The organism is Rhodobacter sp. CZR27 (assembly GCF_002407205.1).
Classification (GTDB): domain Bacteria; phylum Pseudomonadota; class Alphaproteobacteria; order Rhodobacterales; family Rhodobacteraceae; genus Cereibacter_A.
Window position 1 is genome coordinate 1,958,489 of the sequence record NZ_CP023548.1, and the last position, 23,967, is coordinate 1,982,455.

A 23,967-nucleotide genomic window follows, 5' to 3' on the forward strand; every position below is an offset into this window, starting at 1 on the left:
TGGCCGATCCGGGCGAAGTAGCCTTGCGTCACCTCGTCGTCATGGAAGGGCAGCGCGGGAAGCAGGGGAGCGAGGGTCACGTCGGGATCCCCTTCCCTGCCTTCCGGCGCCGCCGCGTCTTGCTCGCGGCGCCAAAGTCGCTGTCGATCAGTCCGACGGCATCGCCGACGGCGGCGGTGGCCCGCGCGGCCCAGTCGCTCAGCAGGAATGGATTCTCGGGGTTCAAGTACAGCAGATCAAGGTCGAAGACCCGCCGGAAATCCTCGATGTCGAGCGCGGAGGCGCCCTCCTCGAGGGCGAGAACAATCGAGGTCGAGATCAGCCGCATCGACCGGCCGTAGCTGCCCCGGCACCCTTCGAGAATCCGCTCCGCAAAATAGGGATCACGGCGGATGCTGGGCGCGAGGCGCAGCCCGGCTTCGGCGCTGAGCCCGTCGAGCGCGCTGTTGATCAGCGCCAGCGATGTTTTCTGCGGAAACCGCTTCAGCGACAATTCGAGAAGCCGCCCCGCAAGCTCCAGATTCTCTTCGCGCTCATAGATGAATTTGCGCAACACTTCGGTGCCGATGGCGATAAGGCAGAACTCGCCCCCGTCCTGCATGAAGGTCTTGAGGAAGAGGTTCACCGCCCGGTTGTCGTAGCCGAGCAGATTGTGGACCTCGTCGAGGATCACGATCCGGATGTCGGCCAGGCGCAGCCGGTGCATGGCGAGTTCCTGGGCTTCGGGAATCGTCATGCGCGCCGGCAACCTGGTAAATCCGGTCGCGGCGCAGAGATCGCGGTAGACGCTTTTCAAAGTCGCCGCGGTGCGGACGCGTTGGTAGACGACGTGCCGGCCAACCCGCTTGTCATCGATCCGCTCGCCCAACTCGCGCTCAAGGACCCGCCGGACCAGGGTGGATTTGCCGTCGCGGCTCGGCCCTGTGACGGCAATGCCCCGGGTCTCGCCGTGGAAGGACTTGGGCTGTGCCTGAACCCGGCCATCGCCGTCGCGGCACAAGACCATCTCGAGCCGAGCGAGGAGGTCGTTGTCCCAGTCGCTGGAGACATAGCGGTTGCGGATCCAGTGGCAGAGCGCGGGCACATTGTCCCGCGGCGGCCGCGTACTTGCGGCGAGGGTGGCCTCGATCTCCTCGGCGGCGGGCGTTTCAAGGGGTAGCGTCATGTCGGTCATTCCATCGTTCCTGGGATCACTCGGGATTTCGGGCGGCGGCCGCGCAGGGTGGCGGACGCAGGTGTCTTGCGCACGGGTTCGAGGACCGGAGCCGCAACCGGGGTCTCCCGGACCACGCCGTCCTCGTCGTGATCGATGCCGACCGGCGCCCCGTAAAGTCCGTGGGTCTCGGCGCTGGTGAGCTCGGTCGTGGGGGTCCGGAAGTAGCGCAGCGCCCGCTCTTCGGCCTGAAGCAGCCGCTCCTCGGTCATGGTCTTGCGGCGCACCTTGCGGCGCATCGCAATGCGATCCTCGATCTGGTCGTCGATCTGTTCACCCGCGCGTCGGCGGATCGCCGCAGCCTCGGGGTCGCGCGCCACATGCGCGCGCTTCAGCACCAGCATCCATTCGTCGACCGAGAGACCCCGCGCCCGCGGGTCCATCACCTCGAGCGGCATCCAGACCCGGGGTTTCACCTCGACCTGGGCCTCGCTCATGTTTTCTTCCCACCAGCGCACCCGGAAGGCCCGCGTCGGGGACCTGAGCAGCACGCGTGCAAACTCCTCGGAGGAATAGTTGGCGTGCATGATGCGGATCCCGGTCCCCTGGGCCCGGCGCGTCAGCGTGGTGCCGAAGACATGGGTCATCACCCGCAGACCCGGAACCGGCCGGCAGCCCATCCCCACCGCCATCTCGTGACGCCAGAGATCGGCGGGCGTCAGCCCGTCGCGCCCGAGGTTCGGAGAATTGTGATAGATGTCGACGATCCAGACGATCAGCACCTGGATCAGGTCGTCGATGGTCAGGACCGCTTCGGCCTCGGAATCGTACTCGCCCCGCTTCACCGGGTTCGAGAAGGTCCGGCCGGGAATACGGGCCAGCAGCTTTTCGTGAACGGTGCGGAAGATCCGCTCCATCAGGCCGCGGATGAAGGCCTTGGCCTTCGGCGCCGCGATCTTGTCCATCCGCAGCTGGGCGCACATCCGCTCGGTCTCGCCGGCGATATAGGCGTTGCCGGAATCGTGGAGCACCTTTTCGGGGCGCAGGAACTTGTCCCAGGCCCCTTCCGCGCCGCAGGCCGCCGCGATCCGCGTCTTGTCCATCATCGCCATCATGAAGGTGCGCCGGGCGAGATCCTGATCGGCGGACAGGCCGATCTGCAGGCCGAGGATGCAACCGGTGAAGGCGTCGATCATCACCGAGAGGATGACCCGGAACGGCGCGTCGCCGGTGATCTCGAGAGCCGCCACCCGATCTGGGCCGAGCCAGTGGACGAGGAAGTCGAAGGGAACGATCGACATCAGGTCGGCGTCATATTCGTCGATCACGACGATCTGCCCGGCCCGCTCGACCTGAAGCCCCATGCCGGTGACGAGCTGGTTGCGCAGGAGCCAGTCTGGCCCTTGGCTGCGGAAAGCCTGTTCCAGCGGGCCGAAGCGTTTCACGCGGGTCGCGACGGTTTTCAGCGAGGGCGGCCGGATGGCCTCCACCGCTCGGCGCTCCGCCGGCTCGATCTCCTCGCCGGCTGTCTCGCGGAGCCGGAGGTCCGCCTCGCGCTCTTCCCGCAGGCGCACGACACGGCGCTCGACCGCCTCGTGGATCGCCGTGTTGGGAACGCTCTCAAGGCTGCTCAGCCGGTCGATCTCGTCCTCGAGGATCTCCGCGACCTCGGGCGCAAGCTTGCCGGTGCCATTGCCCGACAGGTGCAGCCGATCGACGAGACCGCAGAAGCCACGCGCCGTCAGCCGCTCGTCCCAATCGAGGATGGACTGCGCGGTCGCGGGGTGGAGCGGTTTCTCCCGGCGACGGAACGGGTGGCGCCGCAGCCGGTCGACCTTGCCGGTCAGCAGGTCGATGCGGCCCGGCAGCAGCTGGAGGATCTCGGGCTCGAGCGCCGCAACGGCCGGCCAAGCCCCCGTTCCTTTGCGATCTCCCGCATCAGCGTGACCGTGGCGTAGCGCAGGATCAGGTCGTTCGCCGACCGATCGGTGAGCGAGGCCACGAACTCCGGCTTGAAGGTCTGGCTGTGGTCGATGAAGACATGATCGTCCTCGTCGATGTCGAGCGTGCCCTCGACCAGCGCCGCGGTCAGTTCGGCATGCGGGATCACCTTGCGGCCGGTGAACTCGATGTCGGGCCGGGTGCCGCGCATCACGTCCGGGATAGTCTCCGCCTCGGGGTGCGGCAGGACCTCGACCAGATACCCGGTCGAGGCCGCCCGCAGGAAGGTGATCCGGCGCCTGCCGAGCCGGCCGGTGGTGCCGGCCTCGAACCGGAAGACCGGACCGTTGCCGATCGCCGTCACCGCACCCCCTCCCCGCGCGCGACGCGCGTGGCGTGCGAGATCTTCTCTGCGTTGACCACGCGCAGTTGCCCCGACCGGATCAACCGCACCAGAGCCCGGAAGCCCCGGGGTCCGCGGTTGATCTCGCCGACCAGCTTCTGCAGCGGGCCGCGCCGACAAGGGCCTCCACGACCTCGAGCGCCAAGGCGTCCGCTTCGGGATCGGCGTCCCGGCAGCCGCGGAAGAGGTCGGCATTGTACAGCTTGACCGGGTCGCGGGCGTATTCGGTGACGAGATGCAGCCGGTCGATGACGCCCGCCTTCCGGGCGGCCGCATCCACCTGCACGATCTCGGCCTCGAAGGCCGGTGTGACCTTGCGATAGGGCTTGTCGGTCAGCCCGAGGCGGCGGTTGCCGGTCTTGACCACGATCTGGTCGATGTAATGGCCGTGGGTCTTGCCGTTCTCGTCGGTCCAGGGGACCGGGCCGACCTGCTCGATCACGTCGACCGTATCGGGTTCGGCCAGCGCGATCAGCCGTGTGCGGTATTCGCCGAGGCTGCCACACATCGAGATCTGGCCGGGATCCTCGTCGCTGTCGTGAATGACCATCTGCACCACGAAATGGCCGTGACTGGACTTGGGGACGGGTTTGGCCGCGCGCGAGGGCCGCGGATCGTCCCAGACATAGGCAGAGGTCACGGCGTCCTCGCGCGGTTCGGGACCGACAAATATGGACGAGCACCGCGATATGCAGATGTCGCCGGAAGCGGAATGGCGCCGCGTGGTGCGGCCCTGTCGGGCGTCGGCAGGAAATTCGGAATGGATTTCGCTGGAATTGGACATGGGATCTCCGGTCCCGGACATCGCTGTGTCCGAGGGGCTGGGGGGTCATCGGGATTGGGAGGGACGCGCCCGGCGGAGCGGTCGGCGGTCCTGCGCGGGCAAAGGCGGGTTATGGTCTCGGCCCCGGCTCAGGCTGAGCCTTCGGGGGCGGTCGGGGACGATCTCCTTTCCTGGGCGCCCTCAGGGGCGGTTTCTGTGGAGGCACATTCGGCGGGGCGCGCGAAAATCCGCAGGGGAAATTTGCGGGCGCCGAAAGAGCCGGGGTTGGGGCGGAACGCCATAAATATCAGAGGTTTGCGGATTCGTAGCCCGCCCTTCGCCCGGGGAGGCGAAAATGTTTCGTCGCGTTGTCCATCGGAAAAGCCGTCGAAGATCCCGCCGTCGCTGAGGTCGAGTCGGACCGGAGTGACGGCCAGGGCCGCGACAGCGAGCGTGCGGTTCACGGCGGGCGCTCACTGCAGCGGCGGCCGCCGTTCCAACCCTTCTGCACGGTCGAGCATGCGGATCACGGCCCGCAGATCCGGCCGGTGCCCCTGCACCGTCGCCCAGGAGATCGCGGTGCAGACCGCGTCGATCGAGGCGTCGGAAAGACTGCGCCGCGCCCCTTCGCGCCCAGCGAACGCGACCAGATGATCGCGCGACGGCGAGTCCAGTCGGATCGGCGGGCACCGGCTGAGCAAGGGTTCGGGCAGCCCTCGCCAGTCGTTGCAGGTCAGCACCCAGATGATCCAGCCCATGTCGAAGACCACCTCGTAATAGGGGCACGTCCAGCGCCGCGCCGACAGCGGTTCAAACAACGGCAGAAGCGCATCGGTCAGCGAGAACACCCGACCCTGCGTGGTGCGCGCCTCGCTGGCCTTCTCCACCTCATCGACAACGACCACCGGATTGGCGACCAGCCGGGTGAGGATCAGGTTCACCAGCCGTCCGGGCACGGCGTTGCCCCAGCCGCGCTGGGATCCGACCAGGCCGAAGCTCGCATTCTCGGTCGTCGACTCGAAGATCAGGTCGGGCACGCGGATGAGGCCCGCCAGCCACCTTGCCCAACGGCTCGTGCCGATGCCGGGCGGCCCGTCGAGCAGCATCGGCGGCAACCGCAGCCCGGCCTCGCCGGATTGCACCGACCGCCGCATTTCATGCAAGATCGCCTCGTTCGCCGGACCCATCCAGGGAAACTCCGCGTGCAGCGCGGCTGCGATCTCGTCGGCGCGGTGTTCCGAAGCCAGGGCCACCAGGTCCACGCCGTTGCGCAGCCCTTCGAAGCGCTCGCGCTGCTCCCGTTTCAGCCGGTGAAGCGGCGACAGACGGTCTGCGCGCGCGGCAATACAGGCCGCCCGCCGGGCAATCCGCTGTCGCACATCGCGCGACAGCGCGACATGCAGCTCCAAGTGCTCGAGTTTGTCCTCCGCGGCGAGATGGTCTGGAATGATCAGCCCCGTTTTGCTCGCCTTGAGGCGCCGGGCATGGAGTGACAGCCGGTCCTTGATGGCGGACTCGCTCAAGGCGGAATCGGGGAAGATCGGCTCGGTAATCGGGATGCGGGGCATGGGGGGGTCCATAAGGCATGAGGGGTCCGTCGGGCGGCCAAAGGGCCGTCCGGAAACGGGCGGGAAAAGGGTGATGCGACGGTCAGGCGGCTGGGGCGTGCAGGGTATTCGGGAGGGTCATGCCGCCTTCCGCAGGTCCGCGGGAGGACCGTGAGTCCATCGGAATTGACTGCAATCCGAACGGACGATTCGAGTCAAGGCACTGATTTTTCGTGGAAATCTGAAAATCGGAAAGGAGGCGCACTATTCCCAAAACCGCGGCGGGCAAATGCCGCGGCGACCTCACTTCGACTGTGTTGGCTCCGCGACATTTCGCCTCCAAATCCACACCCGTTGGGCGGCGCCGGCAGCCTTCCATGGTATGGTCGTCGAGGCACAGCGGAAGGACATGCCATGGGGTTGGGTCGCGTCCGTTCGTCGGAACGCGAGTTGAATCTCGCACCGCAACGCCCTCAGCATCTTCAGTTTGCCCGAAAAACGGCAGCGCCGACTGCGCAGCAGCACCTCCGGCCACAACCCAGTGGTCTGGACAACAGACCTCCGCGGACGCTGTCATACACGGACCAGGCGCGGTCTGCCTGTTCAGTCAGGCGGGTGGAGCGAAGCTTGCTCTATACGACCCACTCGAGGCAGGAAAAGACAACCCGCCTGTCACCCCGGACATCGTTATCGAACGGTCCGGAAAGCCGGTGCTTGTCATCGATACCAAATATAAACCTGCTCCGAGGATGCCCGAGCGCGGCGACGTCAATCAAGTCGTCGTATACGGTGTGCGATACTCGACCGACCTAATTATGCTGCTACACGCCGGTCGACCCGACAGACGCGCACATGCCGAGCACTGCGGCGACATCGGTGGCTTCAGTCTCTACAATGGGATGATCGACCTCGACGCAGCCTCAATTGAGGACGAAGAGCGAGATTTCATCAAAGCGATCCGATCACTGATCAAGTGACAACTCTTAGCCGCTCTAGAGCTGTGAAGGAGGTGGAGCACATGACAAGGAGGGATTTTGTGAAACCGATGCTTCCATCAAGGAAGCAGAAGCGCCCGTTCTGTGAAAGCTATCCTTCCCTCTACAACAAGTCCGCAGATTCACACACCTCAGGCTTCCAGCTCGGCATCCCAGTAGAGATAGTCCAGCCAGCTGTCGTGCAGGTGGTTCGGCGGAAAGCGGCGACCATGGCGCTGCATTTCCTCGGGCGTGGGCTCGCGCGGGGGGCGGAAGAGCCGGAACCCCGCCTGCTTCAGCGTCTTCGACCCCTTGCGGAGATTGCAGGGCGAGCAAGCGGCGACCACGTTCGTCCAGCTGGTGATGCCTCCCCTTGCCCGCGGGATCACGTGGTCGAACGTCAAATCCCCCTTCGCGCCGCAATACTGGCAGCGGAACTCGTCCCGCAGGAAAAGATTGAAGCGCGTGAAGGCCACGCGCTTCTGGGGTGTCACGAATTCCTTGAGCACCACGACCGAGGGTATTCGAAGCGCGGCGCGCTGGCTGCGCACGACCTGGTCGTATTCGGCGACGATCGAGACGCGGTCGAGGAAGGCCGCCTTGATCGCCTCCTGCCAGGGCCAGAGCGACAGCGGATAGTAGGACAGCGGACGATAATCCGCGTTCAGCACGAGTGCCGGATAATGCTTCAGCGTCGCGGGCTCGCGCACGAAGCTGGTCCTGAAATCGCCGTCCATGCCGGAGTGACTCCTTCTCCGCCCCGTCTGCCGTTCGTCGGCACCAGAGCGGGGAGCCCCGCCCCGATGTCACAACTATATATGGCGTTCACCCTCAGGCAAGCCCCGCAACCGGCAGTAGCCGCCTGCAACGCTTGTCGCCGCCCCAGATGACGGGGATGTGACGGTTTTTTCGCCAGACGACGAAAACGGCGGACGGCAGGCGGCCGTCAGCCCGGCAGGCGGTCCTTCAGGAACGCCAGCGCGACCGACAGCCCGTCAGGCGCAATGCCGTGGCCCGTGCCCTTCATGACATGGCCATAGGTCGTGAAGCCCGCGCGCGTCAGCGCCTCGCCGGCAAGGCTCATGTCCGCGAAGGGCACCACCGGATCGGCGTCGCCGTGGATCAGCAGGACGGGCGGCTTCACGCGGGCCTCCTCGGCCAGCCGCTCGGGCGCGAGCAGGCGGCCCGAGAAGCCCACGATCCCGGCGATCTCGGCCTCGCGCCGCGGCGCCACGTGCAGCGCCATCATGGTGCCCTGCGAGAATCCGACGAGCGCCAGCGCCTCGGGGCCGAGGCCCTCGGCCTCCAGCCGCTCGTCAAGGAAGGCGTCGAGGTCGAGGGCCGAGGCGGCCAGCCCCTCGGCCGCGGCGGTCTCGGAGGAGCCGTCGAGCCAGGGGATCGGAAACCACTGGTAGCCGAAACCGTTGGCGCGGCAGGGCTCCGGCGCGTCGGGCGCGAGGAAGGCGGTGTCCGGCAGATGCGGGGCGAGCGGATCGGCGAGGCCCAGCAGGTCCGCCCCGTCGGCACCATAGCCGTGCAGGAAGATGACAAGGCTCTTCGCCCGGCCCGGCGCCGCGCCCTTGCGGCCGAATTTCAGCTTGCGTGTCATGCGGTTCCTTCCCGTCCCTTTGCATGACGGTAATAGGACCAGAGCAGGCGGGCCGCAACGCCCCGCCAAGGGCTCCAGTCCTCGGCCATGAGGCGCAGCGCGCGTTCCGAGGGCCGCGCCTCCAGTCCGAAGAGCAGGCGCGCCGCCTCCTGCAGCGCAAGATCGCCGGCGCAGATCACGTCGGCCCGGCCGAGCGAGGTCATGGCGTAAAGCTCGGCCGTCCAGCGGCCGATGCCGGGCAGCGCGGTAAGGGTCACGATCACCTCCGCATCGGTCAGGCCCGCCAGAGCGTCATAGTCCAGCGTCGCGCGGGCGAGCGCATGGGCATAGCGGATCTTGGCCGCCGACAGACCGCAGGCACGCAGCGCGGCCTCGTCGGCTGCGGCCACCGCGGCGGCGGTGGTGAGGCCGGCGGCTTCCGTCCGGACCCGCATCGCGGCCGCGGCGGCGGTCGAGACCTGCTGGCCGAGGATCGCCGCCATCAGCTCGGCAAAGCCTTCGGGCCGGCGGCGGAGCGGCGGCGGGCCAGTGAGGGCATGGGCCGCGGCAAAGCGCGGCTCGCGCAGCGAGAGCCAGGCGACACCCTCGGCAATGCAGTCTTCGGTCATCAGGATGCGTCCGGTCATCCCCGCCAGATGGGTCGGGCCGGTCGCCTTGTCCAGCTTTTCGCTGGACGCGCCGGGCGCGGTGGCCCTAGGGAGAGGGCATGACCGACGCCCCCGCCCTGCCCGCCTCCGACGCCCGCGCCCGCCGCAACGTGATCGTGCTTGTGGCCGCACAGGCCATCCTCGGCGCGCAGCTTTCCATGGTCTTCATCGTCGCCGGCCTTGCCGGGCAGACGCTCGCGCCCAACCCCTGCTGGGCGACGCTGCCGATCACGCTGGCCGTCACCGGGTCGATGCTGTCGGCCACGCCACTCTCGGCGCTGATGCAGCGCTTCGGACGCCGGGCGGGCTTCGTGCTGGGGGCGCTGGCCGGCGCCGCGGGCGCGGGCGTCTGCGCGGTGGGGCTGATGGAGGGGTCGTTCGGGCTGTTCCTCGCCGGTTCGGGCCTCACGGGCATCTACATGTCGGCGCAGGGCTTCTACCGCTTCGCCGCGGCCGATACCGCCTCGGAGAGCTTCCGGCCCAAGGCGATCTCGTGGGTCATGGCAGGGGGGCTGCTGTCGGCCGTGCTTGGGCCGCAGGTGGTGAAGCTGACGGCGCAGGCCATGGTGGTGCCCTTCCTCGGCACCTACCTTGCCGCCATCGCGCTGAACCTGGGCGGGATGCTGCTCTTCGGCTTCCTCGACATTCCCCGTCCCGCGCCGCCCCGGCCGGGGGCCGCCACCGGGCGCAGCCGGCGCCAGCTGATCCGCGACCCGCGCATCGCGGTGGCGGTGACCTGCGCGACCGTCTCTTATGCGCTGATGAACCTCGTGATGACCTCGTCGCCGCTCGCCGTCGTGGGTTGCGGCTTCCAGACCTCGGACGCGGCCGATGTGGTCACCGCGCATGTGCTGGCGATGTATGGCCCAAGCTTCGTGACCGGCCACATCATTGCGCGCATCGGCGTCGAGAAGGTCATGGCGATCGGCCTTGCGATCCTTGCGGCCTCGGGCGCGGTGGCGCTGTCGGGGGTGGAGCTCGAGCATTTCTTCGCCGCCCTCGTGCTGCTGGGGCTGGGCTGGAACTTCGGCTTCATCGGGGCGACGGCGATGCTCGCCTCGGCCCATGCACCGGAGGAGCGCGGCCGGATCCAGGGTCTGAACGACCTGATCGTCTTCGCCGGGGTCGCCTCGGCCTCGGTCGCCTCGGGCGGGCTGATGAACTGCACCGGCGGGTCGGTTCAGGCGGGCTGGCAGGCGGTGAACCTTGCGATGCTGCCGTTCCTCGTGCTGGCGGGCGGCGCGCTGATCTGGCTTGCGCTGCGCCCCCGGGACGCGTAACCGCTCAGACCCGCCCGGTCAGCGCCGACCGCAGAAGGCGCCAGCGGCGGCTGAACTCCGAAAGGTCCAGCCGTCCCTCCGCGACGCGCCGCGGCTCGGCCAAGGCGAGGCGCAGGAGCGGCTCGGCCTGCCATGCCGGCAGCAGCGCGGGACGCGCGTCGGGCGACAGCCGCCCTGCCCGCCCGCGCTTCAGCCGCGCAAGCCCCTCGCGCGCAAGGGCCGCCACCGCCTCGGGGCTGCTGTCCCGCAACGGCTGACGCCCCCGCGCCTCAAGCTCCGGCACCGCGCGGAGCCACGACGCAAGCCCTGCCGCCCAGCCGATGTCGCGCACCGCGCGCTCGGCGTGGGGCGACGCCCCCAGCGCCAGCGCCGCCGCCCACATCAGCCCGCCCGCCGTCGCGTCGAGGTGGCGATCGAACTCGTCCCCGTCGGCAAAGGGCTCGCGCCAGATGTCCCAGCGTCGCGCCGCGATCAGGGCGTCGAGAAGCCCGACCGGAAGCCCTGCCTCGCGGATCACCTGCGCAAGCGGGCCCGCCACCTCATGCGCGCGGCTCCGGCCATCGGCGGCCTCGGCCACCACATCGCGCCAGAACTGCAGCCGCATCTCGGCGATCATCGGCTCCTGCGTGACCCAGGGCGCCCGCGCCACTTCAAGGTTGAAGGCATAGAGCGGGAACACCCGAGCCCGCGCCGCCACTGGCGCGGCCATTGTTGCGGCGAAGCGGTCGGGGTCTCCGCGCTCGACCAGCGCGGCGCAGGCCTGAAGGCTCACGCCGCGGGCTCCGCCACGACCTGCAGATAGCCGTAGCTGTCGCCATGCCGGCGCCAGAGCGAGATCTCCGCCTCGGCTTGCGTCAGGACATCGGCCAGCGCGGGCAGCGCCTCGGCGCGAAGATGGGCGATGCGGGCGGCCAGCGGCTCGTAATAGGCGGCCCAGCCAGCTTCGGGCAGCCAGCGGTCGGCGAGCACCCGCCAGCCGGCGGCCTCGACCCGCGCCACGACGCCCTCGCGGTCGGTCATGGCGGGATAGGACTGCCAGAAGTCGCGCGCCTCGAGCGGCGGATTGTCCACCCGCCAGGCGATTTCGGAGAACGCCACGCGGCCGCCGGGCTTCAGGTGCGGCCGCCAGCGCCGCAGCGCCTCGGTCACGCCGACATGGTAGATGGCGCCCGCGCACCAGATCAGGTCGAACATCCCCTCGGGCTGCATCATGTCGCCGGTGACCGCCAGCAGCCGGGCATCGACGTCCAGCCGCGCCGCCAGTTCGTCGATGTAGGGCCGGTGCTGGTCCATCGCCACCACCTGCCCCTCCGGCACCGCGGCAAGCAGCCCCTCGACATCCACCCCCGGCCCGCAGCCCGCGTCGAGCACCCGCCCGTCACGCGGAGGCCGCGCCTGCGACAGCGCCCAGCCCAGGCTTTGATCGTCCCCCGGCCCCTCGCGGAGGAGGTCCGAATGCAGGGTGAAGAAGGCCTCCTCCGGCGTCATGGGCATCCCTCCGGCCGCGCGTCGCGCACGAGCTTCCAGTTGACCGCATCGAGCAGCGCCTCGAACGAGGCATCCACTATGTTCGGCGAGACGCCGACCGTGGACCAGCGCCGGCCCTGCCCGTCCTCGCTGTCGATGATGACACGGGTCACGGCGTCGACGCCACCTTGCGTGATCCGCACCTTGAAGTCGACCAGCCGGAGGTCCGCGATCACCGACTGCCAGCGGCCGAGATCCTTGGCCAGCGCCTTCGACAGGGCGTTCACCGGCCCGCGCTCGGTTCCCGCCTCGTCGAGGCTTTCCGAGACCGACAGCACCCGCTGCCCGTCGATCAGCACGACGACCACCGCCTCGGAGAGCGTCATGATCCCGTCGCCGACCCGCCGGCGCTCGACGGTGACACGGTAGCGCTTGACCTCGAAGAAGCTGGGCATCAGCCCCAGCACCCGCCGCGCGACGAGTTCGAAGCTCGCCTGCGCGGAGTCATAGGCATAGCCCTGATCCTCGCGCGCCTTGATCTCGTCGAGGATGCGCGAGAGCCGCGGATCGCCGGGAGCGACCTCGATCCCGGCCGCGGCAAGGCGGGCGCGCAGGTTCGACTGGCCTGCCTGGTTCGACATCGGGATGACCCGGACGTTGCCCACCAACGCCGGGTCGATGTGCTCGTAGGTCGAGGGGTCCTTCAGGATCGCGGACGCATGCAGCCCCGCCTTGTGCGCGAAGGCCGAGGCGCCGACATAGGCCGAGGCGCGGCGCGGCACCCGGTTCAGGATGTCGTCGAGCATTCGGCTGGTGCGCACCATGCCGGTCAGCGCCTCGGGCGTGATCCCGGTCTCGAACCGGCTGGCATAGGGCTCCTTCAGCAGGAAGGTGGGGATCAGCGCGGTGAGGTTCGCGTTGCCGCAGCGCTCACCCAAACCGTTGAGTGTGCCCTGCACCTGCCGCGCCCCCGCATCGACCGCGGCGAGCGTCGCCGCCACCGCCGTGCCGGTGTCGTCGTGGGTGTGGATGCCGAGCCGGTCGCCCGGGATGCCCGCCGCGATCACCTCGGCCACGATCCGGCCGACCTCCGCCGGCAACGTGCCGCCGTTGGTGTCGCAGAGCACGACCCAGCGCGCCCCGGCCTCCAGCGCCACCTTCAGGCAGTCGAGCGCATAGGCCGGATTGGCGCGGTAGCCGTCGAAGAAATGCTCGGCATCGAGGATGGCCTCGCGCCCCCTGGCGACGACATGGGCCACCGAGGCGCGGATCGACGCGAGGTTTTCCTCCAGCGTCACCCCGAGGGCGGTGATGACGTGGAACTCGTGCGCCTTGCCAACCAGGCAGACTGTGCCGGTGCCGGCATCCAGCACCGCCGCCAGCACGTCGTCATTCTCGGCCGAGCGCCCGGCGCGCTTCGTCATCCCGAAGGCCGCAAGCCGTGCCCGCGTCTCGGGAGCGTTGGCGAAGAACTCGCTGTCGGTCGGATTGGCCCCCGGCCAGCCGCCCTCGATGTAATCGACGCCGAGATCGTCCAGCGCCCGCGCGATCTGCCGCTTCTCAAGCGTCGAGAACTGCACGCCCTGCGTCTGCTGCCCGTCGCGCAGCGTGGTGTCGTAGAGGTAGAGGCGTTCTTTCAATCTTGCCTCGGCCATCAGATGCTCCAGAGTTTCGCCGCGTCGAAGTCGGTCCCGAACTCCCACTCGGCGCCTTGCGGCGTATCCTTGACGACAACCCCAGCTGCCACGAGCCCATCCCGAACGGCGTCAGAGCGCGCGAAATCACGGGCCTTGCGCGCAGCGGCCCGCTCAAGAAGTAACTGTTCGATCCGCTCCGAATTCTGGGCTTCAATGTCCGACCAGTGTCCCATGCCATCCTGGAGAAGGCCAAGAAGCCGGCAGGAGCCCAGGAAGCGGGCGGCCGCGCTGCGGTAGTCGTCGCGGGATGCCCAATGGACAGCTCCGCACTGCTGCTCGAGATCGACCTTCAGGGTCATCAGTCGCGTGAAGATGACCCTCAGTTCCGTCAGCGCCTGGTGAGTGTTCAGATCGTCCGAGAGGGCATCGACGACCTCGGGATGCGGCTCGCCAGCCTCGACGTCGAGAGCGTACTTCCGCCACCGCCTCAACTCCTGCTTCGCCTGTCGCGCTTTATCGTCGGTCCAGTCCATCGGCTTACCGTAGTGCGTGCCGAGGTAGACCATCCGGATAACCTCACCCGGATAGCCCTGGTCCAGCAGGTCGCGCACGGTGAAGAAGTTGCCGAGCGACTTCGACATCTTCTTCCCCTCGACCTGCAGCATCTCGTTGTGCAGCCAGTAATTGGCGAAGCTGCCCTCGGGGTGGGCGCAGCGGGATTGCGCGATCTCGTTCTCGTGGTGGGGGAACTGGAGGTCGATGCCGCCGGCGTGAATGTCGAAGGAGGCGCCCAGCAGCTCGTGCGACATGGCCGAGCATTCGATGTGCCAGCCGGGGCGGCCGCGGCCCCAAGGCGAGTCCCAGCCCGGAAGTTCGGCATCCGACGGCTTCCAGAGCACGAAGTCCATCGGGTCTTCCTTGAAGGGCGCCACCTCGACGCGCGCCCCCGCGATCATGTCGTCGACCGACCGGCCTGAGAGCGCGCCATACTCCTTGTAGGAGCGGACGCGGAAGAGAACGTGCCCCTCGCGCTCGTAAGCGTGGCCCTTGGCGATCAGGTCCTCGATCATCGCGATCATCGCGCCGATCCATTCGGTCGCGCGCGGCTCCTTCGTCGGGCGCAGCGCGCCGAGCGCATCCATGTCGGTGTGATACCAGCCGATGGTCTCGTCGGTGCGCTCGCGGATCAGCTCCTCGAGGCTGCGCGGATCGCCCGCGGCCTTCCGCGCCTGCGCCGCCGCGTTGATCTTGTCGTCCACGTCGGTGAAGTTGCGCACGTAGGTCACGTGCTCCGGCCCGTAGACGTGGCGGAGCAGCCGGAACAGCACGTCGAACACCACCACCGGCCGTCCGTTGCCCAGATGCGCCCGGTCGTAGACCGTCGGCCCGCAGACATAGAGCCGCACGTTCTTGGGGTCGATCGGCGTGAAGACCTCCTTGCGGCGGGTCCTCGTGTTGGTCAGGCGGATCGTGGTCATGGGTCCTCGCAAGGCGGCCTCGCCCGCGGGCTTTCTCACATCACGACCTTGGAGGGAACGGAAAAGAGCAGCCCGCGACGCATGTCAGCAGGGAATGATGCAGCCGGTAATGGTGCAGATGCTCGTCATGCCGCCCGGATAGCATCCGGCGCACCCTCAGGCAAGCCGCGGTGCTGGACAGGGCGTCGCATCCGCGCGAGGCTCGCACCATGGACCGCGCCGCCACCAACCGGATCTGCGCCGCCCTGCCCGGCGCCACGCTCGACCATCCCTGGGACGAGCGGCACGATGCGTGGAAGATCGGCGGCCGGATCTTCGCGCTGATCGGCGCGCTGGACCGCGGCGTGACCGTGAAGTGCCCCGATCCCGAGACGGCCGCGCTGCTGGTCGAGACCGGCCGGGCCGAACGCGCACCCTAGATGCACCGAAGCTGGGTGCTGCTGCCGTTCGGCCCCGCGGCCGACATGGACGAGGTTCGTCACCGGATCGAGGTCTCGTTCCGGCTGATCCGGGACGCGCTGCCGCGGAAGGTCCGCGCCGCGTTGCCGTGCCACATGGACGGGCAGGGTCCCGAGGCGCCCTAGGTCAGCGCCACCGCGATGGCCCAGAGACCGAAACCCAGCATCAGGGCGCCTGAGGCGCGCGAGACCCAGAGCGCGAAGGCCGGCGGCAGCTTCCGGTGCGCCAGCGCGACCCCGCCCGCCAGCACCACCCACCACAGCATCGACCCCGCGAAGACCCCCGCGACCACCAGCGCCGCGGCGGCGGGATCGGCCTCGCGCGCCAGACCGAGCCCGGCGAAGATCGCGGCGAAGGACAGGATCGTGGCGGGGTTCGCAAGCGTCAGCAGGAAGGTCGTGGCCAGCGTCGACCAGAGGCCGCGGGGCGCGACCGCCGCGGGTTCGGCCTCGGCGCGGCGGCGCAGGCCCTGCACCCCGAGCCAGATCAGGAAGGCGCCCCCCAGCAGGCCGAGCGGCAGGGCGATCCGGTCCAGCGCCGCGGCGAAGGCGGCAAATCCGGCGGCGGCCGCCGCGGCATAGCTTGCATCCGCCAGCGCCGTGCCCAGGCCGCCGGCCACGCCCGCGCGAAAGCCGTGCGACAGCGTCCGCTGGATGCAAAGCGCCCCGATCGGGCCGAGCGGCGCGGCAATGGCGAGACCCATGAGGCAGGACTTGAGGAACAGCATCATCTCGGCACCAGAGGAGCGGAACGGATCGAGGACAGCGCCAGCATGGTCTCGGAGCGTTCGAGGAAGCCCTGATCCTTCATCTCGGTCAGGAAGGACTCGACGCCTTCGAGCCCCGGCGCGCGGAAGTGGACGAGGTAGGACCACGGGCCGGTGACGTGGTGGCATTCGGTGATGCCCGGATGGTGGGCCGCGAAGGCGCGGAAGGCCGGCTCCTGCGCGTGCCGGACAGCGACCCAGATCAGCGCGAGTACCGGCAGACCCAGCGCCTCGGGCGACGCGTCCAGCGTGAAGCGACGGATGACCCCCTGTGCCACCAGACGGCGGACCCGATCATTCACTGCCGAGGTCGACAGCCCGACCCGGGCGGCCACCTCGGTCAGCGGCTGCCGGGCATCATCGGCGAGAAGTCCGATGATCTTCCTGTCTATCTCGTCCAAAGCCGTCATACTGCCGTTTACAATCACCATATACCATCAAATCATCGGTAGCAGCATCCTGGCCGCCTGTCCATTGTCTCGTTCGAGACGGGCGGCTAGGCTCGGCCCGCGAAAGGAGCCGGACATGAACCACGACGAACTCCGCCACTGGTCGAAACGCGCGGCCGACTGGGCGGCAGATTATCATGCAGGGCTTCGGCAGCGGCCGGTGCGCCCGCCGGTGCAGCCCGGCACGGTGGCCGCCGCCCTGCCCGAGACCGCCCCGGAGGCGCCCGAGCCGATGGAGCGGATCTTCGAGGACTTCGAGCGGATCGTCCCAGACGCGATGACCCACTGGCAGCACCCGCGCTTCTTTGCCTATTTCCCCGCCAATGCCGCGCCGGCCTCGATGCTGGCCGAACAGCTGGTCAATGCCATGGCCTGCCAGGCGATGCTGTGGCAGACCTCGCCCGCCGCCACCGAGATCGAGATGGCAATGATGCGCTGGCTGCGCGAGGCACTGGGACTGCCCCCGGGCTTCACCGGCACCATCCACGACAGCGCAACGACGGCGACCCTTTCAGCCGTGCTGACGATGCGCGAGCGCGCGCTGGACTGGGCAGGCGTGGAGCAGGGTCTTTCAGGGCAGCCGCGGCTGAGGCTGTATGCCAGCGCCGAGACCCATTCCTCGGTCGACAAGGCGGTGCGCATCGCGGGCATCGGGCAGGAGAACCTGGTGAAGGTGCCGACCGACCATGACCATGCCATGCGGCCGGGCGCGCTGGCCGGGGCCATCGCGGCGGACAAGGCCGCCGGTTTCGTGCCGGCCGGCGTCATCCTTTGCGCGGGCGGCACCTCCATCGGGGCGTTCGACCGGATCGGCGACTGCATCGCGGTGGCGCGCGCGCATGACCTGATGACCCATGTCGACGCGGCCTGGGCCGGTTCGGCGATGATCTGCCCCGAGTTCCGACCGCTTTGGCAAGGGGTCGAGGCAGCCGACAGCATCGTGTTCAATCCGCACAAGTGGCTGGGCGCACAGTTCGACTGCGCGGTGCAGTTCCTGGCCGACCCCGGCCCGCAGGTGCGCACGCTGGGCCTGAACCCCGCATATCTGGTCACGGCCGAGGGCGGCGTGCCGGACTACAACGCCTGGACCGTGCCGCTCGGCCGCCGCTTCCGTGCGCTGAAGCTCTGGTTCCTGCTGCGCGCCTACGGGCTTGACGGGCTGCGCGCGCGCATCCGCAATCACGTCGCCTGGGCTGCGGAAGCCGCGCGGGCCATTGCGGACATTCCGGGATGCGAAGTGGTCACCGGGCCGTCGCTGTCGCTCTTCACCTTCGCGGCCGGGGATGATGCGGCGACCGAGGCCCTGCTGAAGCGGATCGAGGCGGACGGGCGGATCTTCCTCAGCCCGACGCGGCACGAGGGCCGCAGCCTGATCCGCGTGCAGGTCGGACAATTCGACTGCACGGCCGAGGATGTGGCGATGATCCCCAGGGTCGTCGCGGAGCTGATCCGGACATGAAGAAGGGGCGCGGTCATCCCGCGCCCCCGTCCGTCTCTGTGGCAGGATCTCAGAAGCGGTAGGAGACCCGGGCCTGCACGGTCGTGGCATCGATGTCGATGTTCGAGTCGTCAAAGTCGTCGAACTCGTGCTGCAGGATCTCGGCGCCGACGATCCAGTTGTCGTTCACCAGATAGTCGTAGCCGGCGCCATAGAAGTAGCCGTTGTCGCTCAGGTCTTCGCCAAGCGCGCTCGCGTCGGCCCAGGCGGCACCGGCGGAAGCATAAAGCAGGCCGCGGCCGATCTTGCCGCCGGCGAGCAGCTTCAGACGCATCACGTCGTCAAGCTCGCCATTGCCTTCGTCGCCGAAATCGATCGACGCCCAGTCGTAGGCCGCTTCCGCACCGATCACGGCACTGCCGAAATCGTGGCGGTATCCGGCATGAAGGCCGCCGATCCAGCCGTCGCCATCGAGGTCGACGGGAGCGCCATCGGCACCGATGTCACCATAGCCGAGCTGGCCACCGGCATAGAAGCCGGTCCAGTCGATGGTGGGCGCGACGACGACCGGCGCCGGCTCGATCACCGGTTCGACCGGGACTTCCATCGGGCCGCCGGCGAAGGCGGGGGCAGCCAGAAGGCTGCCGAGCACAAGCGCTGCAATCCGTTTCATCTCTGTCTCCAATCAAGCTTCCGGCGCCCGCACTGCTTCCATCGGTCCCGCCGGGTTCTGTCGTTGACGGGGTCCGCTGCCGTATGGGCCGCCCCGTGGGACTTTGGTATGGACAGGGCCTTTGCAAAGCCAGCGTCTCTCACATCGAGGTGATCGAGGCGAGTCGCCTTGGGCGGATTCTGGCGCAGGATGAACGCGCAAATCGGCAATCAGCCGCCGGCCTTTTCCTCCAGCATGAGCCATTCTTCCTCGGCCTCGGCCAGTTGCGCCTGCCGCTCGGCGATGGCCTCGGTGGCCTTGCGGAACTTGACGGGCTCCCGCGCGAAGAGATCCTCGGCCGAGAGAAATTCGGTCAGCTTCGCGATCTCGGCCTCGAGCCGTTCAATGATGGCGGGCAGCGCATCGAGCCGCTTGCGCTCGGTGAAGGTCAGCCCCTCGGCCGGCTTCTTCGGCTCGGCCCGCGAAGCGGGCTTTGCAGGCTCGGCCCGGGGCGTCGCGGCCTCGGGAGCCGCCTCGCCCCGCTGCGCCAGATGATCGGTCCAGCCGCCGGCATAGACCGTCGCCCGGCCCTTCCCCTCCAGCGCGACCGTGGTGGTCGCCACCCGGTCGATGAAGTCGCGGTCGTGGCTGACCAGCAGCACCGTCCCCTCGTAATCGCCAAGGATGTCCTGCAAGAGATCCAGCGTCTCGACGTCGAGATCGTTGGTCGGCTCGTCGAGGATCAGCAGGTTCGACTCGCGCGCCATGATCCGCGCCAGCAGCAGGCGCGCCTTCTCGCCGCCCGACAGCGAGCGCACCGGCGCCCGCGCCTGCCGTTCGTCAAACAGGAAGTCCTTGAGGTAGCCCACCACATGCCGCGGCTGGCCCCGCACCATCACCTGGTCCTGCTGGCCCGAGACGCGCATCGCGGGATCCGAAGTCAGGCTGTCCCAGAGGCTCGCGTCGGGGTCGAGCTGCGCCCGCGTCTGGTCGAAGACCGCGACCTGAAGGCTGGTCCCCAGCGTGACACTTCCCTCGTCCGGCGCCAGTTCCCCGGTGAGCAGCTTCAGAAGCGTGGTCTTGCCTACCCCGTTCGGCCCGACGAAGGCCACCCGGTCGCCGCGAAGGACGCGCAGCGAGAAGTCCCTGACGATCGGCTGGCCGTCGAAGGACTTGGAGATGCCCTTCGCCTCGATCACCTTCTTGCCCGACACGGGTCCGGCTTCCAGTTCCAGCGCCGCCGTGCCCTGCCGGCGGATCTGGCTGCGGCGCTCCTCGCGCATCGCGGCCAGCGCGCGCAGGCGGCCCTGGTTGCGCTTGCGGCGCGCCGAGATGCCCTCGACCGCCCACCGCGCCTCGGCCTTGATCCGGCGGTCGAGCTTGTGGCGCTGGTCATCCTCCTCGGCCCAGACCTGCTCGCGCCAGTCCTCGAAGCCCTCGAAACCCGCCTCTCGGCGGCGCACCTGCCCGCGGTCGATCCAGAGCGTCGCGCGGGACAGGGCGCGCAGGAAGGCGCGGTCGTGGCTGATCAGCACGAAGGCCGCCCGCGTCTCGGCCAGCTGTGCCTCCAGCCACTGGATCGCCTGGATGTCGAGGTGGTTGGTCGGCTCGTCGAGCAGCATCAGGTCCGGCGCCTCGGCCATGAGCTTCGCCAGCGCGGCCCGGCGCCGCTCGCCACCCGAGGCAGTGGCGACCGGCGTCTCGGGGCGGAACTTCAGCCCCTCGGCCGCCATCTCCACGCGGTATTCCTCGCCATGCGCGAGGCCGGACGCGGCATAGTCGCCAAGCGTGGCGAAGCCCTCCATCGTCGGGTCCTGCTCCATGTAGCCGACCGAGGTGCCCGCCGGCACCACCCGCTCGCCGCGGTCGGGCTCCACCAGCCCCGCCATGACTTTCAGCAGCGTGGACTTGCCCGAGCCGTTGCGGCCGACAAGGGCCACCCGGTCCTGCGCCTGCACGACGAGGTCGAGGTCATCAAAGACGGGATCGCCGCCGAAGGTGAGGGAGATGCCGGAAAGCTGGAGAAGGGGTGCGCGTGCCATGCCCGTCCGCTACAGGGGCGGCCGCGCGGCGTCAACGACCCGGGCGCGCGATCGCCTCGAGAACCGAGCGCGCCGCCCTGAGACCCGGCGCCTCGCCACCGCGGCCCAGCCGCTCCATCGTCAGCTCCATCGCGGCCAGTTGTGCGGTGCGCTGCTCGCGGTCCTCGAGCAGCGACAGCAGCGCCGGCGCGATCAGGTCCGCCTTGCAGCGCGGCCCGAGGAATTCCGGCACCGCGCGGCTGTCCGAGACGAGGTTCACCAGCGTCACCGTGTCGATCCGCGCCAGCCGCGAGATCAGCCACATCGACAAGGGGTTCATGTCATAGGCGATCACCATGGGCACCGCATTGGCTGCAAGCTCCAGCGACACCGTCCCCGAGGCTGCCAGCGCGACATCCGCCGCGGCAAAGGCCGCGCGCTTGCGCTCGGCCTCCTCGATGATCAGCGGATGGACCGGCCAGTCGGCCACCTTTTCGCGCACCAGATCCGCGACATGGGGAACGGTCGGCACCAGCACGGTCAGGCCGGGATGGCGGTGGCGGATCTTGGCGAGGACCGCCCCGAAGACCGGCGCCAGCCGCGTCACCTCGGACCGGCGCGAGCCGGGCAGCACCAGCATCACCGGCTGCGTCGCCACCCGCTCGCGCAGGGCGGTGGCCTCGGCCGGGGTTGCCAGCGGCTCGGCCACCACCGGATGGCCGACGAAATCGCAGGTCATCCCGGCGGCCGTCATGTAGGGCGGCTCGAACGGCAGAAGCGCCAGCACGTGATCGATGTAGCGTGCCATCTTCGCTGCCCGCCCCGGCCGCCACGCCCAGACCGAGGGGGCGACATAGTGGATGGTGCGGATCGAGGGCTTCGCACGCCTGACGAGCGCGGCCACGCGCAGGCCGAAATCCGGGCTGTCGATGGTGACCAGCGCCTCGGCGCCCGACGCCACGCAGGCGTCGGCGGCCTCGCGGATGCGGCGCTTTAGGTGAAGGTAGCGGGGCAGCACCTCGGCGATGCCCATGACCGAGAGTTCCTCCATCGGGAACAGGCTCTGCAAGCCCTGCCCCTGCATCTCGGGGCCGCCGATGCCCCGGAAGGACGATCCGGGCGCCAGTTCCTTCAACCCCGCCATCAGCGCCCCGCCCAGCCGGTCGCCCGAGGGTTCGCCCGCGATGAGAAAGAAGGTCATGGCTCTCTCGCCCACAGGAAAAGGCCCGCCGCGCCGGCCTCCGCCAGCATGGCCGCCCGGTCGAGCAGGATCACGCCGCCGGCCTCCCAGGCGATGCCGGCAAGGCCCGCCGCAGCCACGCGCCGCACAGTCGCCGGGCCGAGCGTCGGCAGGTCGATCCTGCGGTCCTGACCCGGCTTCGGTGCCTTGTAGAGCACCCCCTTCGCGCCACGCGGATCGGGCCGCCTTGCCGTCTCGGCCACCCAGTCGAGCATCGCATCCGTTCCCGGCAGGGCTTCGACCGCGAGGCAGAGCCCCTGCGCCACCACCGCACCCTGCCCGACATCGACCCGGCCGAGCGCCTCGACGATCGCGGCCGCGCGGGCCACGTCGCGCACGTCGGCCTCGGTCGGGGCGCCGCACAGCGTCTCTGCCCCCGGGACAAGTTCGGGCGCAAGGTCGGCCACGCCCGCGACGGCAAAGCCCGCTTCCTCGAACAGGCCGATCACCGCACGCAGGGTCGCATCGTCGCCCCCCTGCATGGCGGCGATCAGGCGCGGCACCATCTGCGCGGTCAGCGGATCGAATAGCGAGGGATCGAGACGCGGCCGGCTGACGGCACCGGCAAAGGCCACCCGCGACACGCCCGACCGTTCCAGCTCGCGCAGGAAGGGCACCAGCCGCTCGATGCGGAAGCAAAGGTCCGGCACCAGGCCCTCGGGCGGAAAGCCCTCGAGTGCCGCCACCACCGGCGTCTCGCCCTTCCGGCGCAACGCCTCGGCCAGATGGCGCGGCAGCGCGCCCGACCCGACGATGAGGGCGGTGGAGGCCACGGTCATCGCGGCGTCAGGAAGGAGCGGTCGGTGGCGGAGAGGATGAAATCCGTCATCTCGCGCACATGCGGGCTGTCGGTTTCATCGGCAAGCCGGCGCGCCCGGTCAAGGAACGTGCCCTCGCCCTGCGCCAGCATCTGATAGGCCGCGCGCAGCGCCGTGATCTCCGCCCGGCTGACCCCGCGGCGCTTCAGCCCGACAAGGTTCAGCCCGTCCAGTTCCCCACGCGGCGCCTGCACGAGGCCATGCGGCAGCACGTCGTTCGTCACCATGGTCACCGCGCCGATGATCGCGCCGCGCCCAACGCGCACCCATTGGTGCACGCCGGAAAGCCCACCGACGATCACGTCGTCGCCCAGCCAGCAGTGCCCGGCAATGGCGGCCTGATTGGCAAGGATGACCCGGTTGCCCAGCGTCGCGTCATGGCCGACGTGGGCGCCGGTCATCAGCAGGCAGTCGTCCCCGACGCGGGTCACGCCGCCGCCGCCCTCGGTCCCGCAGTTCAGCGTCGCCCCTTCGCGGATGCGGCAGCGCGCACCGACGAACAGCCGCGTGCGCTCGCCCTTGTATTTCAGGTCCTGCGGCACCTCGCCCACCACGGCGAAGGGGAAGATCACCGTGCCCTCGCCCACCTCGGTCCAGCCGGTCACGACGGCGTGGCTTTTCACCACGACGCCCGGCCCCAGCGTCACCTCGGGGCCGATGACGGCAAAGGGGCCGATGCTGCAGCCCTCGCCGATCACGGCGCCCGGCTCGACGATGGCGGAGGGGTGGATCTCGGCCATCCCGTCAGACCTTCGGCATGTCCATCATGGCGGTGAATTCCGCCTCGGCCGCCAGCTCGCCCTCGACCTCGGCGCGGCCCTCGAACTTCCAGACCTTGCCGCCGCCGCGCTTGACGGTGACCGTCATCTCGAGCACGTCGCCCGGCACGACCTTGCGGCGGAACTTGGCCGCGTCGATCCCCATGAAATAGACCTTGGCGCCCTTGTCTGCGAGGTCGAGCGACACGCCCACCAGAACGGCCGCGGTCTGGGCCAGCGCCTCGATGATCTGCACGCCCGGAAAGATCGGCATGCCGGGAAAGTGCCCCGTGAACTGCGGCTCGTTCATCGTGACGCATTTGATGCCCACGGCGCGCTGGTTCGGGACGATGTCGCGCACCTTGTCCACCAGCAGGAAGGGGTAGCGGTGCGGGATGATGCGCTGGATCAGCTGGATGTCGGCGGACAGCGTCGCTTCGGCAACTTCGGTCATGGCGGGGTTCCTT

25 protein-coding genes are annotated in these 23,967 nt (G+C 69.0%); 5 read left to right on the top strand and 20 right to left on the bottom strand.

The features are described from left to right. Positions 1 to 76: 76 nt before the first annotated feature. From CK951_RS09525 to CK951_RS09545, 5 genes are all read right to left on the bottom strand, one after another. Positions 77 to 1,174, bottom strand: a complete 1,098-nt coding sequence (locus CK951_RS09525; RefSeq protein WP_096785920.1) for a TniB family NTP-binding protein — start codon at positions 1,172 to 1,174, stop codon at positions 77 to 79. Further along, complete coding sequence (locus tag CK951_RS09530) at positions 1,171 to 2,727, bottom strand: DDE-type integrase/transposase/recombinase (RefSeq protein ID WP_096785921.1); 1,557 nt, start codon at positions 2,725 to 2,727, stop codon at positions 1,171 to 1,173. Before CK951_RS09530 ends, CK951_RS09525 begins: the two co-directional genes overlap by 4 nt. Before the next feature lie 269 nt (positions 2,728 to 2,996). Beyond that, the gene (locus CK951_RS09535; RefSeq protein ID WP_096785922.1) at positions 2,997 to 3,458 is read right to left on the bottom strand and encodes a hypothetical protein; all 462 of its coding nucleotides are present in this window, start codon (positions 3,456 to 3,458) and stop codon (positions 2,997 to 2,999) included. Between the two features lie 79 nt (positions 3,459 to 3,537). Then, positions 3,538 to 4,137 carry a hypothetical protein gene (locus CK951_RS09540; protein WP_157764541.1) on the bottom strand — a complete coding sequence of 200 codons (600 nt, stop codon included), beginning with the start codon at positions 4,135 to 4,137 and terminating at the stop codon, positions 3,538 to 3,540. 596 nt (positions 4,138 to 4,733) lie between these two features. Beyond that, the gene (locus tag CK951_RS09545) at positions 4,734 to 5,828 is read right to left on the bottom strand and encodes an AAA family ATPase (protein WP_096785924.1); all 1,095 of its coding nucleotides are present in this window, start codon (positions 5,826 to 5,828) and stop codon (positions 4,734 to 4,736) included. A 689-nt stretch (positions 5,829 to 6,517) separates the two neighbouring features. Here CK951_RS09545 and CK951_RS09550 point away from each other — a divergent pair. Beyond that, positions 6,518 to 6,784 carry a hypothetical protein gene (locus CK951_RS09550; protein WP_157764542.1) on the top strand — a complete coding sequence of 89 codons (267 nt, stop codon included), beginning with the start codon at positions 6,518 to 6,520 and terminating at the stop codon, positions 6,782 to 6,784. Positions 6,785 to 6,933: 149 nt separating this feature from the next. On the opposite strand, the gene CK951_RS09555 is transcribed toward CK951_RS09550, so the two are convergent. The 3 genes from CK951_RS09555 to CK951_RS09565 all read right to left on the bottom strand — a co-directional run bounded on the left by CK951_RS09555 (position 6,934) and on the right by CK951_RS09565 (position 9,016). Then, a complete protein-coding gene (locus CK951_RS09555; protein ID WP_096785926.1) occupies positions 6,934 to 7,518 on the bottom strand; it encodes an HNH endonuclease in 585 nt (194 codons plus the stop codon). Between the two features lie 209 nt (positions 7,519 to 7,727). After that, positions 7,728 to 8,390: an alpha/beta hydrolase gene (locus CK951_RS09560; RefSeq protein ID WP_096785927.1), complete on the bottom strand. Its 663-nt coding sequence runs from the start codon at positions 8,388 to 8,390 to the stop codon at positions 7,728 to 7,730. Further along, positions 8,387 to 9,016, bottom strand: a complete 630-nt coding sequence (locus tag CK951_RS09565; RefSeq protein WP_096785928.1) for a DNA-3-methyladenine glycosylase — start codon at positions 9,014 to 9,016, stop codon at positions 8,387 to 8,389. The genes CK951_RS09560 and CK951_RS09565 overlap by 4 nt, the downstream gene beginning before the upstream one ends. A gap of 80 nt (positions 9,017 to 9,096) precedes the next feature. On the opposite strand from CK951_RS09565, the gene CK951_RS09570 reads away from it, so the two are divergent. Then, positions 9,097 to 10,317: an MFS transporter gene (locus CK951_RS09570; protein WP_096785929.1), complete on the top strand. Its 1,221-nt coding sequence runs from the start codon at positions 9,097 to 9,099 to the stop codon at positions 10,315 to 10,317. A 4-nt stretch (positions 10,318 to 10,321) separates the two neighbouring features. Here CK951_RS09570 and CK951_RS09575 read toward each other — a convergent pair whose 3' ends face one another. From CK951_RS09575 to cysS, 4 genes are read right to left on the bottom strand one after another with little or no spacing between them, the layout of a single operon-like run. Further along, positions 10,322 to 11,089, bottom strand: coding sequence for a squalene/phytoene synthase family protein (locus CK951_RS09575; protein WP_096785930.1), 768 nt, complete (start codon positions 11,087 to 11,089; stop codon positions 10,322 to 10,324). Next, positions 11,086 to 11,805, bottom strand: a complete 720-nt coding sequence (locus CK951_RS09580; protein WP_096785931.1) for a trans-aconitate 2-methyltransferase — start codon at positions 11,803 to 11,805, stop codon at positions 11,086 to 11,088. Before CK951_RS09580 ends, CK951_RS09575 begins: the two co-directional genes overlap by 4 nt. Continuing rightward, positions 11,802 to 13,439 carry a citramalate synthase gene (gene cimA, locus CK951_RS09585; protein ID WP_096785932.1) on the bottom strand — a complete coding sequence of 546 codons (1,638 nt, stop codon included), beginning with the start codon at positions 13,437 to 13,439 and terminating at the stop codon, positions 11,802 to 11,804. Before cimA ends, CK951_RS09580 begins: the two co-directional genes overlap by 4 nt. After that, on the bottom strand, positions 13,439 to 14,899 hold the full coding sequence (gene cysS, locus CK951_RS09590) for a cysteine--tRNA ligase (RefSeq protein WP_096785933.1): 1,461 nt from the start codon (positions 14,897 to 14,899) through the stop codon (positions 13,439 to 13,441). The genes cimA and cysS overlap by 1 nt, the downstream gene beginning before the upstream one ends. 170 nt (positions 14,900 to 15,069) lie before the next feature. On the opposite strand from cysS, the gene CK951_RS21985 reads away from it, so the two are divergent. Both CK951_RS21985 and CK951_RS21990 read left to right on the top strand, forming a co-directional pair. Continuing rightward, positions 15,070 to 15,318, top strand: coding sequence for an MmcQ/YjbR family DNA-binding protein (locus CK951_RS21985; RefSeq protein ID WP_332461067.1), 249 nt, complete (start codon positions 15,070 to 15,072; stop codon positions 15,316 to 15,318). Then, entirely contained in the window at positions 15,319 to 15,483 is a 165-nt protein-coding gene (locus CK951_RS21990; protein ID WP_332461068.1) for a hypothetical protein, read from the top strand. On the opposite strand, the gene CK951_RS09600 is transcribed toward CK951_RS21990, so the two are convergent. Further along, on the bottom strand, positions 15,480 to 16,085 hold the full coding sequence (locus CK951_RS09600) for a LysE family translocator (protein ID WP_096785934.1): 606 nt from the start codon (positions 16,083 to 16,085) through the stop codon (positions 15,480 to 15,482). The two genes, CK951_RS21990 and CK951_RS09600, sit on opposite strands and share 4 nt — an antisense overlap. Continuing rightward, a complete protein-coding gene (locus CK951_RS09605) occupies positions 16,085 to 16,534 on the bottom strand; it encodes an Lrp/AsnC family transcriptional regulator (RefSeq protein ID WP_096785935.1) in 450 nt (149 codons plus the stop codon). The genes CK951_RS09600 and CK951_RS09605 overlap by 1 nt, the downstream gene beginning before the upstream one ends. A gap of 115 nt (positions 16,535 to 16,649) precedes the next feature. Between CK951_RS09605 and CK951_RS09610 the strand changes: the two genes are divergently transcribed. Beyond that, positions 16,650 to 18,032: a pyridoxal-dependent decarboxylase gene (locus CK951_RS09610; RefSeq protein WP_096785936.1), complete on the top strand. Its 1,383-nt coding sequence runs from the start codon at positions 16,650 to 16,652 to the stop codon at positions 18,030 to 18,032. 49 nt (positions 18,033 to 18,081) lie between these two features. Here CK951_RS09610 and CK951_RS09615 read toward each other — a convergent pair whose 3' ends face one another. The 6 genes from CK951_RS09615 to fabZ all read right to left on the bottom strand — a co-directional run bounded on the left by CK951_RS09615 (position 18,082) and on the right by fabZ (position 23,954). Next, on the bottom strand, positions 18,082 to 18,684 hold the full coding sequence (locus tag CK951_RS09615; protein ID WP_096787216.1) for an outer membrane protein: 603 nt from the start codon (positions 18,682 to 18,684) through the stop codon (positions 18,082 to 18,084). Between the two features lie 209 nt (positions 18,685 to 18,893). Continuing rightward, on the bottom strand, positions 18,894 to 20,705 hold the full coding sequence (locus tag CK951_RS09620; RefSeq protein WP_096785937.1) for an ABC-F family ATP-binding cassette domain-containing protein: 1,812 nt from the start codon (positions 20,703 to 20,705) through the stop codon (positions 18,894 to 18,896). Positions 20,706 to 20,736: 31 nt separating this feature from the next. Next, positions 20,737 to 21,885 (bottom strand): lipid-A-disaccharide synthase, encoded by a 1,149-nt coding sequence (lpxB, locus tag CK951_RS09625; RefSeq protein WP_096785938.1) that lies wholly within the window; start codon positions 21,883 to 21,885, stop codon positions 20,737 to 20,739. Then, on the bottom strand, positions 21,882 to 22,703 hold the full coding sequence (locus CK951_RS09630) for an LpxI family protein (RefSeq protein ID WP_096785939.1): 822 nt from the start codon (positions 22,701 to 22,703) through the stop codon (positions 21,882 to 21,884). Before CK951_RS09630 ends, lpxB begins: the two co-directional genes overlap by 4 nt. After that, positions 22,700 to 23,482, bottom strand: a complete 783-nt coding sequence (gene lpxA, locus CK951_RS09635; protein WP_096785940.1) for an acyl-ACP--UDP-N-acetylglucosamine O-acyltransferase — start codon at positions 23,480 to 23,482, stop codon at positions 22,700 to 22,702. The genes CK951_RS09630 and lpxA overlap by 4 nt, the downstream gene beginning before the upstream one ends. A gap of 4 nt (positions 23,483 to 23,486) precedes the next feature. Next, positions 23,487 to 23,954 carry a 3-hydroxyacyl-ACP dehydratase FabZ gene (gene fabZ, locus CK951_RS09640; protein ID WP_096785941.1) on the bottom strand — a complete coding sequence of 156 codons (468 nt, stop codon included), beginning with the start codon at positions 23,952 to 23,954 and terminating at the stop codon, positions 23,487 to 23,489. Between the last annotated feature and the right edge of the window lie 13 nt (positions 23,955 to 23,967).

Coding starts and splice junctions, on each gene's coding strand:
- CK951_RS09525 (WP_096785920.1), bottom strand. CDS start 1,174: ATGACCGACATGACGCTACCCCTTGAAACGCCCGCCGCCGAGGAGATC.
- CK951_RS09545 (WP_096785924.1), bottom strand. CDS start 5,828: ATGCCCCGCATCCCGATTACCGAGCCGATCTTCCCCGATTCCGCCTTG.
- CK951_RS09555 (WP_096785926.1), bottom strand. CDS start 7,518: ATGGACGGCGATTTCAGGACCAGCTTCGTGCGCGAGCCCGCGACGCTG.
- CK951_RS09560 (WP_096785927.1), bottom strand. CDS start 8,390: ATGACACGCAAGCTGAAATTCGGCCGCAAGGGCGCGGCGCCGGGCCGG.
- CK951_RS09565 (WP_096785928.1), bottom strand. CDS start 9,016: ATGACCGGACGCATCCTGATGACCGAAGACTGCATTGCCGAGGGTGTC.
- CK951_RS09570 (WP_096785929.1), top strand. CDS start 9,097: ATGACCGACGCCCCCGCCCTGCCCGCCTCCGACGCCCGCGCCCGCCGC.
- CK951_RS09580 (WP_096785931.1), bottom strand. CDS start 11,805: ATGACGCCGGAGGAGGCCTTCTTCACCCTGCATTCGGACCTCCTCCGC.
- cimA (WP_096785932.1), bottom strand. CDS start 13,439: ATGGCCGAGGCAAGATTGAAAGAACGCCTCTACCTCTACGACACCACG.
- cysS (WP_096785933.1), bottom strand. CDS start 14,899: ATGACCACGATCCGCCTGACCAACACGAGGACCCGCCGCAAGGAGGTC.
- CK951_RS21990 (WP_332461068.1), top strand. CDS start 15,319: ATGCACCGAAGCTGGGTGCTGCTGCCGTTCGGCCCCGCGGCCGACATG.
- CK951_RS09600 (WP_096785934.1), bottom strand. CDS start 16,085: ATGCTGTTCCTCAAGTCCTGCCTCATGGGTCTCGCCATTGCCGCGCCG.
- CK951_RS09605 (WP_096785935.1), bottom strand. CDS start 16,534: ATGACGGCTTTGGACGAGATAGACAGGAAGATCATCGGACTTCTCGCC.
- CK951_RS09610 (WP_096785936.1), top strand. CDS start 16,650: ATGAACCACGACGAACTCCGCCACTGGTCGAAACGCGCGGCCGACTGG.
- CK951_RS09615 (WP_096787216.1), bottom strand. CDS start 18,684: ATGAAACGGATTGCAGCGCTTGTGCTCGGCAGCCTTCTGGCTGCCCCC.
- CK951_RS09620 (WP_096785937.1), bottom strand. CDS start 20,705: ATGGCACGCGCACCCCTTCTCCAGCTTTCCGGCATCTCCCTCACCTTC.
- lpxB (WP_096785938.1), bottom strand. CDS start 21,885: ATGACCTTCTTTCTCATCGCGGGCGAACCCTCGGGCGACCGGCTGGGC.
- CK951_RS09630 (WP_096785939.1), bottom strand. CDS start 22,703: ATGACCGTGGCCTCCACCGCCCTCATCGTCGGGTCGGGCGCGCTGCCG.
- lpxA (WP_096785940.1), bottom strand. CDS start 23,482: ATGGCCGAGATCCACCCCTCCGCCATCGTCGAGCCGGGCGCCGTGATC.
- fabZ (WP_096785941.1), bottom strand. CDS start 23,954: ATGACCGAAGTTGCCGAAGCGACGCTGTCCGCCGACATCCAGCTGATC.